This window comes from Sphingopyxis flava (assembly GCF_900168005.1).
Lineage (GTDB): Bacteria > Pseudomonadota > Alphaproteobacteria > Sphingomonadales > Sphingomonadaceae > Sphingopyxis > Sphingopyxis flava.
Genome location: NZ_FUYP01000007.1, coordinates 87,298 through 101,325 on the forward strand (window position 1 = coordinate 87,298; position 14,028 = coordinate 101,325).

Below are 14,028 nucleotides of genomic sequence, written 5' to 3' on the forward strand. Positions count from 1 at the left end.
CTTGTGACACATATAGTGCCATAAGTTTTCGGTACATGATCGTGCGGGGCGAGGGATCGATGAAGAAAAGATGGATCGTGCTCGGCCTCGCCGCCCTGCTCGGTGCGGGCGCCTATCAGGCGTTTGAGGCGAACAAATATCGTCTGCCGGGCCTCATTGCCGACTGGCGCGATCCGGTGCAGCCCAACCGGCCCGTCGTCTGGCAACAGGGTCCGGGAGTGCCCGCCGAGGCTATACAGCCTCCGAACATCATCCTCATCGTCGCGGACGATCTCGGCTGGAATGACATCAGTCTTCACGGCGGGGGCGTCGCGGGCGGGAGGGTTGAGACCCCGAACATCGATGCCATTGCGCGCGAGGGGGTGGAATTCACGACAGCCTATGCCGCCAACGCGACCTGTTCGCCGTCGCGCGCAGCGATGATGACCGGGCGTTATCCGACGCGCTTCGGCTTTGAATATACGGCGGTTCCGGTCGAGTTCGCCGAGAATCTGACCCACGGCAGCGGAATCGGCCCGCTGAAACCGGTCTTTCACCAGGAGCTCATCACCCCCGATATTCCCGATTATCCCGATATGGGCGTGCCGCCGGGCGAAATTACGATCGCGGAGGCCGTGAAAGCGGCGGGCTATCACACGATCCACATCGGCAAATGGCATCTGGGCGAAGCGCCGCGGCTTCAGCCGCAGGCCCAAGGTTTCGACGAAAGCCTCGCGGTGCTCGCAGGCGGCGCCAAATTCCTGCCCGACGACGACCCCGACGCGGTCAACGCCAAGCTGCCGTGGGACCCGATCGACCGCTTCATCTGGGCCAATCTGCGCCACGCGGTAAGCTTCAATGGCAGCGAGCGCTTTCACCCCAAAGGGCATATGACCGATTATTTCGCGGAGGAGGCGATCAAGGCCATCCGGGCGAACAGAAACCGTCCCTTCTTCCTCTATCTCGCCTTCAACGCGCCCCACACGCCGCTCCAGGCGACGAAGGCGGATTATGCGAGGCTGTCGCAGATCAAGGACGAGAAGACGCGCGTTTATGGCGCAATGATCGCGCAGCTCGACCGCCGTATCGGCGACGTGATGGCCGAACTCAAGCGCGCGGGGATCGACGACAATACGCTCGTCATCTTCACCAGCGACAATGGCGGTGCCTGGTATAACGGCATCCCCGACCTCAACGCGCCCTACCGCGGGTGGAAGGCGACCTTCTTCGAGGGCGGCATCCGCACCCCCCTGTTCATGCGCTGGCCGGGCCGCATCGCTCCCGGTACCGCGCGCGCCGACTTGACAGGCCATATCGACATTTTCGCGACGATTGCAGCGGCAGCCGGGGCAAAGATGCCAACCGACCGGGTGATGGATGGTGAGAATATTCTCGCGGGGCCTGCGGCGCGCGAGGCCCTCTATTGGCGGTCGGGCGACTATCGCGCCGTGCGTGCAGGCGACTGGAAGCTTCAAGTGACGAAGCGGCCCGAAAAAGTCCGTCTCTACAATCTGGCAACCGACCCTACCGAACAGCACGACCTTGCAGCGGAAGAGCCCGAGCGCGTCGCGCAGCTTCGCGCGATGATCCTGGCGCAGAACAAGGGCATGGCAAAGCCGATCTGGCCAGGTCTTGTCGAAGGGCCGATCCGTATTGACGTCCCGATGAATGCGCCGTGGAAAGACGGCCAGGCTTATGTCTACTGGACGAACTAGGCGAACGCTTGGACGCGCGGTCCGGCCGCTGCCGGCTTTAGGCTTGCGCGCGGTCCTGCTCCTCTTTTTCGTAGAGCAAACTGTTGCCATTTAGTCACAAAGGCTTGGCGAAATCTCTGCGTTTCCGCGCATCGCGTTGACCTTGGCGGGCGGCGTATTACATCCCTCAGTCACTGGTGAAGCATCTCCTCCTGAGGCCACAGGGCCCCGGGCTTCGCCGGCTGGAGAGATTTGATGACTTTGCGCAACCTTTTGCTGGGCGCCACCATGCTTTGCGCCGCAACGCCCCCTGCTTTCGCTTTCGCCCAGGACAGCGCCCCCGCCGGCGACGCCGCGGCGCCCGCCGATACGGTCGATACCGTCGATTATGGGAACGACATCATCGTTACCGCCTCGAAGCGGTCGCAGACGCTGCAGGACACGCCGGTCGCCGTCTCGGTGACCTCGGCTGCGGACCTTGAAAATTCGCAGATCCGCGACCTCATCGATCTGCAAAGTTCGGTCCCCAGCCTCCGCGTCGGGCAGCTTCAGTCGAGCGCCAACACCAATTTCATCATCCGCGGTTTCGGCAACGGCGCGAACAACCCGGGCATCGAGCCCTCGGTCGGCGTCTTCATCGACGGTGTTTACCGTTCGCGCTCGGCCGCCCAGATCGGCGACCTGCCGAATGTCGAGCGCATCGAGGTCCTTCGCGGTCCGCAATCGACGCTGTTCGGAAAGAATGCCTCCGCGGGGGTGATCAGCATCATTACGCGCAAACCGCAGTTCGAATTCGGCGGCTCGCTCGAGGCGAGCTATGGCAATTATGACGCGGTTGTCATCAAGGGCGACATAACCGGACCGATCAGCGACACGATCGCTTTTTCGATCGGCGGCAATTACAACCGCCGCGACGGCTACGCGCGCGACCTCAACCTCGACGCCGACGTCAACGATCGCAACCGCTGGGGTGTCCGCGGCCAACTGCTGTTCGAGCCGACCGACGCGCTCTCGATCCGCCTGATCGGCGATTATGACAAGATCGACGAAAATTGCTGCATCGCCGGCAACGTCGTCGCCGGCCCGACCGTCGCGATCACCAACGCGCTGGTGGGCGGTCGCAGCGTCGACGCGAACAACCCTTTCTCGTACGACGTCTACAACAATTTCCTGTCGACCAACCTGATCAAGAATTACGGCGGGTCGGCCCAGATTGACTATGACCTTGGCAATATGGCGCTGACCTCGATCACCGCGTACCGCGAGGTTCGTGCCGACGCCAACCAGGATTCGGACTTCACGAGCGCCGACCTCATTGGCCAGAAGTCGGACGATACCGCGATCAACACCTTCACGCAGGAACTGCGTCTGGCGTCGGATTTCGACGGCCCGCTCAACTTCCTGGTCGGCGGCTATTATTTCCACGAGAAGATCGACCAGCACAGCCAGATCTATTTCGGCGACGACTTCCGCCCTTATGGCAATGCGCTGATCCAGACGGCCAGCGGCGGTGCCCTCAGCGTTCCGGTGCTCGAGGGCACGCTCGGCGCTCTTGAGGGCGACCCCGCGAAATATGCCGGCTCCTTCTTCCGCGCCGGCGACGGCATGGACGAATATTACCGCATGAAGAACACCGCCTGGTCGATCTTCGGCACGGTCGACTTCGAAGTCACCGACCGCCTGACCGTCACGTTCGGCGGTAACTATACGAAGGACAAGAAAAGGTTCGCGACCGACGTCACCAGCACCGACGTCTTCTCGGGCATCGACCTCGACGCTGCCGCCTACGCGCCGTTCCGCAATACGCTGCTCTTCCAGGGCGGTCTGGCCCAGCAGGTCGGCGAAGTGCTGGGTCTGGGGCGGTCGGCAACTGCGGGTGAAATCGGTGCCTTCGCCGGTGCCAACCCGGCCGTCTTCGGTGCGATCTCGACGGCCGTGCAGGCCTTTGCCAATGCCAACCAGAATAACCCCGCGGCAAACCCGCTGAATCCGCTGAAGGCGTTCCAGTTCCTGCCGCCGTTTCTCAATCTTCCCAACGCGGTCGAACCCGGCAAGACCAACGACAGCGACTTCGCGTGGAGCGCGCGCGCGGCCTATGAGCTGACCGACACGGTCAACGTCTATGCGACCTATGCGACCGGCTTCAAGGCGAGCTCGGTGAACCTGTCGCGCGACAGCCGTCCGCTGGCGTCTGACCTGCCCGCGATCCTCGCGGGCGGCCTCGGAACGCCGAACCTCGTTGCCGGCACGCGCTTTGCCGGTCCTGAAGAATCCGAAGTCTATGAATTCGGGCTCAAGGGTCAGTGGTCCGTCGCGGCCGTCAACCTCGCGGTGTTCAAGCAGTCGATCAAGGGCTTCCAGTCGAACATCTTCACCGGCACCGGCTTCGCGCTCGCCAATGCGGGCAAGCAGTCCACCTGGGGCGTCGAGTTCGACGGGTCGGTGCGTCCGGTCGACGGGCTCAACCTCACGCTCGCGGTGACCTGGCTCGACCCCAAGTACGACAGTTTCACCGGTTCGGCCTTCGGCGATATTTCGGGTACCAAGCCTTCGGGCATTCCCGAGCTGTCGGCGGCGATGGGGGCGACCTATACCGCCCGGGTCGGCAACGGAAACCGAGCCATCTTCCACGTCGACTATCTTTACGAAAGCCCGACGCGCCTGGTCGACGGCCTGCAGGGCTTCCCGGCTGGATTCTCCGACCAGTTCAAGCGTGAGGTGAACCAGCTCAACGCGTCGTTCACCTTCGCACTGAACAACGGGCTCGAGCTCGGTGTCTGGGGCCGCAACCTCACCAATGCGCGCTATCTGACGACGATCTTCCCCGCTGTCGCCCAGTCGGGCAGCGTTTCGGGTTATCCCAACCAGCCGCGCACCTATGGTGTGACCGGTCGCTTCAAATTCTGATGGCAACGGGCGGCGACCCTTCGCTGCCCATCGTCAAGGCAAAGAAAAACCCCGGTCCCTCCGTCGAGGGGCCGGGGTCTTTCTTTGGGGCTGTCCCTTCAGATCAGAAGCGCACCCCCGCCGCGATGCCGTAGCGCCGCGGTTCGAGCGTGAAGATGTTGGTGTAGTTACCCGACGACTGGTCGGTGATGTAAAGGCCGGTGACGCTGTTCGCGTCGAAGATGTTCTGGATGAACCCCTTCACGAACCATTTGTCGTCGGCCCCATTCAGCTGCAGCTGCGCATTGACCTGGGCATAGCCTTTGATCTTATTGACGTTGCCGTTGAAGATGCTGCCGTAGCTGTCGCCCGTGTAAGCAAGGTCGAAGCGCGGGACGAGGGTCATGTCGCCCAGATGCGCGGTATATTGGATGCCCGCGCTGAACTTGTAATTCGGCGCCTGCGGCAGCTTGTTGCCATTGATATTGACGGGAATGCCGGCCGAGAAATAGTCGATACCCCCAAACAAGGCCGGATCGAGATCGCCCGCTGCGAAGGCGCCGCTCGCAGCCGCTTCCAATATGCCGCAAACGCTATATGCGCCGGTCGAGGCGATCCCGCTGTTGGCCCCGAAGCCGGTCGTTCCCTGCAGCCCCGCACCCGGACGGATGTCATTGCCGTTGTAGACGCCGTTCTGGTCAAGATCGATGCCACTGTTGATCACCGCATTGACCGTGTTCACAAAGGCATTGACCCCCGCGGCATTGCCGGACGATGAGCCCACCGCGCAGTTGGCGGCGTTGGTGATGTCCTTGATGATGACCGCATCGCTGCGGCCGCCGCCAAAGTCACGCGGGTTGCTGGTGAACTTGTCGCTCGACACCTTGGTGTGCAGATAGCTGAAGCCCAGGTTGACGACCCAGTCAGGATCGGGCCGGATCATGGCTTCGGCCTCGAAGCCGTAGATGTCGGCGTCGACATTATCGTTGACCGCAGTGCGGGCGACAATCTTGCTGAGCTGCAGATCCTTGTACTTGTAATAGAAGGCCGTGAGGTTGAGCTGCAGCGCGCCATTGCCAAAGGCGTTCTTCGACCCGATTTCAAAAGCGTCGACCTGCTCGGGCGAGAAGGATTCCGGCACCGCGAACACGGGTTGCAGTGGCGGGTTGATGCCGCCTGATTTGTAGCCGCGTGAGTAGGAGGCGTAGAGGAGATTGTCCTCGGTCACCTTGAAGTCGATCACCGCGCGGCCGGTCCATTCGTTGAACTTGACCGTGCGGCCCTGGATGATCTGGTTTCCGGGCGTGCCGGGGTCGGCATCGAAGCTCCCCACGAACGGTGAATCGAACGCGGTGCCGGTCTGTCCGAAGGGCACGAGGAAGCTCGCAAGCGTCGAGCGCGCGAGCACGCTCTTCTTGTCATTGTTGTAGCGCAGGCCGGCGGTCAGTTTCAGCCGGTCGTTCACCTCGAAATAGGCTTCGCCGAAGAGACCGTAGGATTTGATCTTCAAATCGTCGGTGTTGTTGCGGAAGAAGGGCGTGCCGAGATAGGAGGGCGGCAGCCCGGCCGCATAGGCGCTGAACGCTCCGAGGACACCCGTCAGATAGTCGATCGGGAAGGCGTTCACATAATAGCTGTTCTCGGTCAGGTGATAGTTGGCATAGATGCCGCCGAGCAGGAAGTTGAACGGCCCATCGAGGTCGCTGGTCAGGATCGCCTCGGTCGACCAGCTGCTATTATACTGGTTTGACCGATCGAACTGGAGCGATTGGTCGGAACAGATGCTATTGCCGCCAAAGCTGCCGAAGCCCGCATCATCCGAAAGCGAGGTGCACAGCTGTCCGGTCGGCCCGTTAGGGATGATCGATGCCGCCACCGGCGCGAGATAGGCCGAGATACCGGGAATGAGACCGTCGAGCGCTCCGCTTGCACCCAGTTGAAGGAAATTGAGGCCGCTCGCATAGAGCGACCGGTCGCCGACATTGCTGTTATAGTCCTGCTGGGCTTCGAGCTTCACCTTCTGATACTGACCTGAGACCTGCAGCGAGACGGGGCCGAAATTATGTTCGATCTGGCCCTGCAGGATGAGCTCGCTGGTGAAATAGCTCGGCGTATAGGCGGTGTTCACGACCCGGGAATCGGCCGGAATCGTCGTATTGGCGTAGACATCGGGACCATAGAGGCTGCCGAGCGCGAAAATCGTCGGGATGCCGCGGATTGCCAGGAACTCGCGTGACGTCAGCGCCGCGGTAAAGGTTGCGTTGCCATTGAACGGCGAATTGTCGAGCCGGGTGTTGAGGCAGCCCAGAATACCGGTCGGGTCGCGCTGGCAAAGCTGCTTCTGGATGCGGGTGCGCTTGTCCTTTTCGCGGAAATAGGACGCCATCAGGTCGATCGTCGTGTCAGGGGTCGCCTCCCAGCGCAGCGAGCCGCGCACCGAATAGAGGTCGCGGTCATCGATACGGGTGTTGAGGAACGTGTTCTTCGTATAGCCGTCCCGATTGAGATAGATGCCGGCGACGCGAAAACCCGCGGTGTCACCCAGCGGGATGTTGATCATCGCCTTGCCCTTCATCGAGTCATAATTGCCATATTCGGCTTCGGCCGACCCTTCGAAGGTTCCGAGCCTCGGCTTGGCGGTGATGACGTTCACCACGCCCGAGGTTGCGTTACGGCCGAACAATGTGCCTTGTGGGCCGCGCAGCACTTCGACGCGCTCAAGATCGAAGAATTCGGTTTCGAAAAGGCGGGTCGAAAAGAGCGGGTCGCCGTTGAGATGGATAGCCGTCGCGCTGTCGCAGGTTGTGCCGACGCAAAGGTCGCCGATGCCGCGGATGGTGAAGCTCGCGCCGGTGAAGTTGGTCTTGGTGAAGGTAACATTCGGCAGCGTCAGTTGCAGGTCAGACGGTGTCTTGATCTGCTGCGCCTCCAGCGCTTCGGACGAAAAGGCGCTGACGGCGATCGGCACGTCCTGCAGACGTTCCGACTGGCGCTGCGCGGTTACGACGATCTCGCCGCCGAATGCATCGCGCGTATCATTGTTCGAATCCTGGGCAAACGCCGGTGTCGTAACCGCCATCGCCAGTACCGAGGTTCCGATCAGTGCCTTGAACTTCATCTATTGCCTCCCTTTTTCAATCCCGCGAGGTGCAGGACCGCCCAACGTCAATTTGTGGTAAGGGGAAGGGGCGTGACCGGGCACAGCAAAGCGCACCGGATCCGTTCGACCCGGTGTTGGCCTATATCCCACCTGCCAGCTAAGCTGGTCATCGTCCTCTCCCACCGGCGTCGGGGAATACGCCGGCCTCTCCGGATTACGGCCCGCTTGGGCGAGCTCTGTAATGCGTCAAAGGTGCGCCGAGTTTACGAAAGCGTCAAGTCACTTGTTCGCCAAGGTAAAGAGGCAGAATATCGCGCAACTCCAACGAATAAAAAGGTCCCGATTCCGCAACGTAAACTTGCCCTGAGGGCCGAAATTCTTGTGCTCCCGGCCTTGCGCAAGGGCGCCGATTGGGCCGGTATGTGCGACATGAAAGCAACAGTAAAATGGGGGCAGCCACGCAGGCTGTGGGCCTCGGTGACGATGGCCAGGTCGCGATTTTTCCGGAACAGGCCGCACGGGACCTCGCATCGAAGGGCCGCCTCGCTTCTGCAGGGACGAGGTCGCAGAACACCGGATGCGCGCGAAGGTGCCTTGCACCTCCGGAAACCTGTCGTGAACTCATTGGATGGATTGCGGGAGCAGCGGCTCGCAGTCGGCGGCCACAATGGTAGTATGAGCGAGCAATTCGGGCGCGAAACTGATCGGTGGGAGCGGGGCGTCGACGGCGGATTGACATGGACCTGACCGAGCAGATGGCGCCCCCGCGCCCTTCGGCGGCCCTCCGCTGTCCGGTTAGCTTTCCTGGGCCTGTACCAGATAATTTTCTCGCAGCACATGTTTGCGGATCTTGCCCGAGGGATCGCGCTCCAGCCTCGCCACGCTGACAATGTGCCGCGGAACCTTGTAGCTCGCGATGGCCTTGCGAAGTTCGCCCCGCAGGGCTTCGCCATCGAGGCGGTCCCCCACCACAACGGCGACCAGCGCCTCGCCGAACTCCGGGTCGGGAATGCCGAAGGCTGCGCAATCTTCGATGCCCGGTAAGGAGAAGAGCGCCTTTTCCACTTCCGCAGGATAGATATTGACGCCGCCGGATACGACCATGTCGCGGGCTCGGCCCGCTCGGCTCGCGTCGATGTCCTGCCGGTTCACGGCCCCCGTTTTCCCGGGAGAAGAACTCGAGGTGCACATCTGGCTGGCGGGGAGCGACGCGCTTTCCTTCCGGGTCATGGTACCCGCCCGCGCCCTGGTGGTCATCGACCGCGGGCACGCACGGATTGCTCCGCCGGCATAGCCCGCCCGTCGTCCATCGCAGGGTGCGGGCACGCATCGCCTTCCCATGGCTGCAGGCTTCAAAGATGACGAAAAAGGGCAATCGAACGGTAACGATGGCGGGCGCATATGGGCCGGTCCTGGAGACCGGTCGGGCCGCGGGCTGGCAAAGCCCGCAGGCCGTTCGCCATCTGGTTTCCTGTGCCGCGACGATTGTGCACGCGCAATGCCGGCTCCAGGGCCGAGACAAGCGTTCTTCAGCAGCGTTATGATGGGATTACCGCCGCGGTGCGGTTCCCCTGCCGGCGGCGCGGGACTTCAGGTGCCAAGGCGTTCCCCGCCGATCGTGAGCCGCCGAAAGACGAGAGTATCGCGGGGCTCCAAAAGATCAGATTTGCGATTTTTCCGCAACGTAAACTTGCCCTGCTGGTCGAATTTCTTGTGGTCCTGGCCTTGCGCAACGCGCCGATTGGGCCGACATGTGCCGCATGAATGCAACAGGGAAAGCGGGGTAATGATAGAGGATGTCGAACTGGGTGAGGATGGCAAGATCGCCGTTCCGGATCACGTCGCAGAGGCTGTTCGCACGCTGATCGAATGGGCCGGCGACGATCCCACGCGCGAAGGATTGTTTGATACCCCGAAGCGCGTCGCGCGCGCGTGGAAGGAATATTGCCAGGGCTATGGCGAGGACCCCTCGGCCCATTTGTCGCGCACGTTCCAGGAAGTCGGCGGCTATGACGAGATCGTCCTGCTTCGCGATATACCGTTCCAGTCGCACTGCGAACATCATATGGCGCCGATCACCGGCAAGGCGTCGATCGCTTACCTGCCCAAGGACCGCGTCGTCGGCATTTCCAAGCTCGCACGCGTCCTCAATGGCTTTGCAAAGCGGCTGCAGGTGCAGGAGCGGCTGACCGCAGAGGTCGCGCAGTGCATCTGGGAAAATCTTCATCCGCAAGGCGTTGCCGTCGTGATCGAAGCGCAGCACGGCTGCATGACCGGCCGCGGCGTTCGCACGCCCGGGGTTGGCATGGTCACCAGCCGTCTCCTCGGCTGCTTCCTCGATGACGAGCGCAGCCGCAAGGAAGTGCTGAGCTTGATGGGCTATTGAGCGCCGAGGCGAGGAAGCGCGGCCCCCATCCATGGGCGGATCTTTCGGCGGCGCGCTTTGGTCGCGCCAAAGGTGTCGGCCTGATGGGCGCGGCCCGTTCAGGCCGGGCTTTGCGGCCAGAATATCTCTCCGCCCTGAGCGCAAAGAAAAAGGCCCCGGAAACGCAGGGTTTCCGGAGCCTTTTTTTCGTCTCGCAAGAGAAGAAGCTTAAGCTTCTTCGCCTTCGTCGGCAGCCGGAGCTTCCTCGGCGGCGGTTTCCGACGGCGCCGCAGCGTCTTCGAACTCGTCTTCGCTGTCGGGTTCGAGCGCAACCGCAGCAGCGGCAGCCTGTTCTTCCTCGAACATGGCGGCGATGACGTCGATGCCCTGGCTCTGCATTTCAGCCTCGTCAGGCGAGCGCGCGACGTTGACGCCGACGGTCACCACGACTTCGGGGTGCAGCTTCACCTTGACGTCGACGAGGCCGAGCGACTTGATCGGGCGCTCGAGCTCGACCATCGCCTTGGTGACGCCCTCGACGCCGTCTTCGGTCAGCGCCTCGACGATGTCGCGCACCGAAACCGAACCATAAAGCTGGCCGGTGTTCGACGCCTGGCGGATGAGGACGACCTGCTTGCCGTCGATGTCCTTGGCGCGGCCTTCGGCAGCGCCGCGCCGCTCGGCGTTGTCCGCCTCGATCTTGGCGCGATTTGCCTCGAACAGCTTCCGGTTAGCCTCGTTTGCACGAAGCGCCTTGTTGTTCGGGAGCAGATAATTGCGGGCAAAGCCGTTCTTGACGGTGACGACGTCGCCGATACCGCCCAGTTTCTCGATGCGCTCGAGCAGGATGATTTCCATGACGCTGCCCTCCTTACTTCACGATGTAGGGGAGCAGGCCGATGTGGCGGGCGCGCTTGATCGCCTTCGCCAGCTCGCGCTGCTTCTTGGTGGACACCGCGGTGATCCGCGACGGGACGATCTTGCCGCGCTCCGACAGATAGCCCTGGAGCAGACGAACGTCCTTGTAATCGATGACCGGCGCGTCCTTCGCGCTGAAGGGGCAGGTCTTGCGGCGACGGAAAAAGGGTCGTGCCATTGTGCTGTTCCTTATTCTTCGCCGTCGCGGTCACGGCCACGGCCGCCGCGGCGTTCCTGCTTGCGCATCATCACCGAGGGACCCTTTTCGAGTTCGTCGACCTTGATGGTGAGCCAGCGGATGATATCTTCGTTGATCGCTGCCTGACGCTCGATCTCTGCGATGGCTTCGCCCGAGACTTCGGCCGACAGCATCACATAGTGACCCTTGCGGTTCTTCTGGATCTTGTAGGCGAGCTGCTTGAGGCCCCAGGTCTCGGTCTTGTGGACCGTGCCCTTATATTCGCCAATGACGTTGGTGACGGTTTCCGCCAGCGCATCGACCTGAGCCTGGCTCAGATCCTGACGCGCAATAAAGACATGCTCGTAAAACGGCATGATTTGCGTCCTTCGATTTGGCCGATCGCTGATTTCGCGCCAATCGCGAAACCCCTCCGGCTGTCGTCCGGCTTTGCGTACCAGTGCAAAGCAAACGGGGCGAACGGCACAAGGCCTCGCCCCGAATGCGGGCGCCTATACAGATTCGCGCGGAGAAATCAAGCGCGGGCGAGCTTTTCGAGGAGTTCGTGCCCGAAGTCGGTGAGCGTGTCGTCGCGTGCGCCGAGGATCAGGATGCGGTCGCCCCGCCTCGCCTCGCCGAGCATCGCCGCGCCGCATTCTTCGCGGGTGGCAAGATGCACGGCGTCGCGTCCGTCTCCCACGATGTCGGCGACGAGCGCCTCGCTGCCGGCGCTGCGCTCGACGGTGCCGCCAAAATAGACGGGATCGCTGACAAAGAGCCTGTCCTTCTCCCGCATCCCCTTGACAAAGCTCGCGGCGAGTTCCTTGCCCATCTGGCGCAGCGGCCCATAGCCGTGCGGCTGGAAGAAGAGGAGCACGCGCCCTGGCAGTTCCGCCGCAGCGGCGAGGGTCGCAGCCACCTTGTCGGGATTGTGCGCAAAATCGTCGATCACGGTGACGCCGCCTGCCTGCCCGAGCACCTCATAGCGCCGCGCGAGGCCCGCAAAATCGGCGAGCGCGGCGACCGACTGGGCGAGGGGAATATTGACCGCGCGCGCCGCGGCGATCGCGGCAAGTGCGTTGGCGGCATTGTGGCGGCCGGGCATCCGCAGCCGGACCTCGTGGCTGTCCCCGGCGAAATGCACATGGAAACGGCATCCATCGGCGAGCGGTTCGAAACCGCTCCCCCTCACCGCCGCCGCGTCGGAGAAACCGAAGCGCAGCACATTGCCTCCGCCAAGCAGCGGGGCGGATTCAGGATCGTCAGCGTTGATGACCGCGACCCGCGCCTTCGCCGCAAAATCGCCGAACAGCTGGTGCAGTTCAGCAAGGCTCTTGTGGTCGAGACTGATATTGGTGACCACTGCGACGTCGGGGCGATAGAGCGCGATCGAACCGTCGCTCTCGTCGACTTCGCTGACATAGGTCCCCGTGTCGCCGACCAGCGCGCTTGCAAAGGGGGTGTCGGGACGCGCAAAATTGCGCATCACCGCGCCGTTCATCACCGTAGGTTTGCGACCGGCGCTTTCGAGGATCCAGCCGATCATGCCGGTGACGGTCGACTTGCCGCTCGTCCCGCCGATGCCGATCGCGCGTTCCGCCTCGTTGAACAGCGCGGCGTTGAGATCGGCCCGGGTGAGGCGCGCAAGGCCGAGCGCCTTTGCTGCCGCGACGTCGGGAACATTGTCCTCGACCGCGGCCGAGGCGACGAGCGTCTGCCCGGCGGCGATGCCGCTCCCGTCCTGCGGAAAGAGCGCGATGCCGCGGCTTTCGATCCAGCCGAACTTTGTGGCCGAGCGGCCCTGGTCACGGCTCCGGTCGGAACCTGCGACCGAAGCACCGCGCGCAGCCACGATCATTGCCAGCGGCAGCATGCCCGACCCGCCGATGCCGCAGAAGAAATAGGATTTGTTTTCGGCCATCGCGCGGCGTTATGGCTTTGGCGATGGCTTTGCAACCAGCGCGGCAACCTTCATCTGTCCGCATCGTGCAGCATCCTCGGCAAACCGTTACGCCTCGATGCGCGGGGCGGAGCGAGTATAAAGGTTAACGTCATGCGGATCGGTATTGTCGCCCCCTCCACTCCGATCCTGCCAGACGACGCCGAAGCCGTGCGCGCGATTGCCGCGATCGGCTATCCGGGCGTCGAACTCATTTTTGACGAACAATGTTTCGCGGTGCACGGCCATTTCGCGGGCGAAGACGGGCATCGCTTCGCCGCCCTGGTCGAAATGGCGAACCGCCCCGACATTGATGCGCTCTGGTTCGCGCGCGGCGGCTATGGCGCGTGCCGCATCGCTGCGGATGCGGTCGCCGCGATGACCCCCGCGGCGCGCGGCAAGGCATTTCTCGGCTATTCCGACCAGGGCAATCTTCTCGCCTGTCTCTACCGCGAGGGCTTCGATCATGTCGCGCACGGACCGATGGTCGCCGATATCCGCCGTGAGGGGGGCGAGGGCGCAGTACAGCGCGCGCTCGACTGGCTCGTCGCGCGCGATCCGGCAGCGTGCGAGCCCGGGCTCGAGCATGGCGCACGCCACGCCGCGTTCAATCTGATGACATTGTCGATGCTGCTCGGCACGCCCCTCGAGCCTGACCTTTCCGGCCATGTGCTGCTCGTCGAAGAGGTGAGCGAATATCTTTACGCCTTCGACCGCGCCTTCTTCCATGTCGCGAGCGTGCTCGCGCCGCGCGGGCTTGCGGGTCTTCGCCTTGGCCGCGTCAGCGACATTCCAAAGAATGACCGCCCCTTCGGCCTCGAGGCGGAGGATATTGCGCGCGGCTGGTGCGCGCGCACCGGCATCTCCTGGCTCGGCCGCGCTGATATCGGCCACGATGCGGCGAACAAGGTCGTGCCCTTCGGCTTGCATCGCGCCAGGTGAGGGAATAGGCGCGGGCCGGATAAAGAA

10 protein-coding genes are annotated in these 14,028 nt (G+C 62.8%); 4 read left to right on the forward strand and 6 right to left on the reverse strand.

The genetic code is table 11. The features are described 5' to 3' along the window. Positions 1-59 precede the first annotated feature (59 nt). Together B5X69_RS07580 and B5X69_RS07585 are read left to right on the forward strand one after the other, a co-directional pair. Positions 60-1,694: a sulfatase-like hydrolase/transferase gene (locus tag B5X69_RS07580; protein ID WP_079638175.1), complete on the forward strand. Its 1,635-nt coding sequence runs from the start codon at positions 60-62 to the stop codon at positions 1,692-1,694. A 234-nt stretch (positions 1,695-1,928) separates the two neighbouring features. Further along, entirely contained in the window at positions 1,929-4,580 is a 2,652-nt protein-coding gene (locus B5X69_RS07585; protein WP_079638114.1) for a TonB-dependent receptor, read from the forward strand. Between the two features lie 103 nt (positions 4,581-4,683). Here B5X69_RS07585 and B5X69_RS07590 read toward each other — a convergent pair whose 3' ends face one another. Together B5X69_RS07590 and B5X69_RS07595 are read right to left on the reverse strand one after the other, a co-directional pair. Then, entirely contained in the window at positions 4,684-7,677 is a 2,994-nt protein-coding gene (locus B5X69_RS07590) for a TonB-dependent receptor (protein WP_079638115.1), read from the reverse strand. A gap of 777 nt (positions 7,678-8,454) precedes the next feature. After that, positions 8,455-8,889 (reverse strand): AMP-binding enzyme, encoded by a 435-nt coding sequence (locus B5X69_RS07595; protein WP_139375713.1) that lies wholly within the window; start codon positions 8,887-8,889, stop codon positions 8,455-8,457. Positions 8,890-9,445: 556 nt separating this feature from the next. Here B5X69_RS07595 and folE point away from each other — a divergent pair. Then, complete coding sequence (gene folE / locus B5X69_RS07610) at positions 9,446-10,045, forward strand: GTP cyclohydrolase I FolE (RefSeq protein WP_079638117.1); 600 nt, start codon at positions 9,446-9,448, stop codon at positions 10,043-10,045. 207 nt (positions 10,046-10,252) lie between these two features. Here folE and rplI read toward each other — a convergent pair whose 3' ends face one another. The 4 genes from rplI to B5X69_RS07630 form a co-directional block, all read right to left on the reverse strand. Beyond that, positions 10,253-10,882, reverse strand: coding sequence for a 50S ribosomal protein L9 (rplI, locus tag B5X69_RS07615; protein WP_079638118.1), 630 nt, complete (start codon positions 10,880-10,882; stop codon positions 10,253-10,255). Positions 10,883-10,895: 13 nt separating this feature from the next. Continuing rightward, on the reverse strand, positions 10,896-11,120 hold the full coding sequence (gene rpsR / locus B5X69_RS07620) for a 30S ribosomal protein S18 (protein ID WP_003040094.1): 225 nt from the start codon (positions 11,118-11,120) through the stop codon (positions 10,896-10,898). Positions 11,121-11,131: 11 nt separating this feature from the next. Further along, the gene (gene rpsF, locus B5X69_RS07625) at positions 11,132-11,497 is read right to left on the reverse strand and encodes a 30S ribosomal protein S6 (protein ID WP_037517585.1); all 366 of its coding nucleotides are present in this window, start codon (positions 11,495-11,497) and stop codon (positions 11,132-11,134) included. Positions 11,498-11,655: 158 nt separating this feature from the next. Next, positions 11,656-13,041 carry a Mur ligase family protein gene (locus tag B5X69_RS07630; RefSeq protein ID WP_079638119.1) on the reverse strand — a complete coding sequence of 462 codons (1,386 nt, stop codon included), beginning with the start codon at positions 13,039-13,041 and terminating at the stop codon, positions 11,656-11,658. A gap of 132 nt (positions 13,042-13,173) precedes the next feature. Here B5X69_RS07630 and B5X69_RS07635 point away from each other — a divergent pair, with 132 nt between their 5' ends. Then, positions 13,174-14,001 carry an LD-carboxypeptidase gene (locus B5X69_RS07635; RefSeq protein ID WP_079638120.1) on the forward strand — a complete coding sequence of 276 codons (828 nt, stop codon included), beginning with the start codon at positions 13,174-13,176 and terminating at the stop codon, positions 13,999-14,001. Positions 14,002-14,028 lie beyond the last annotated feature (27 nt).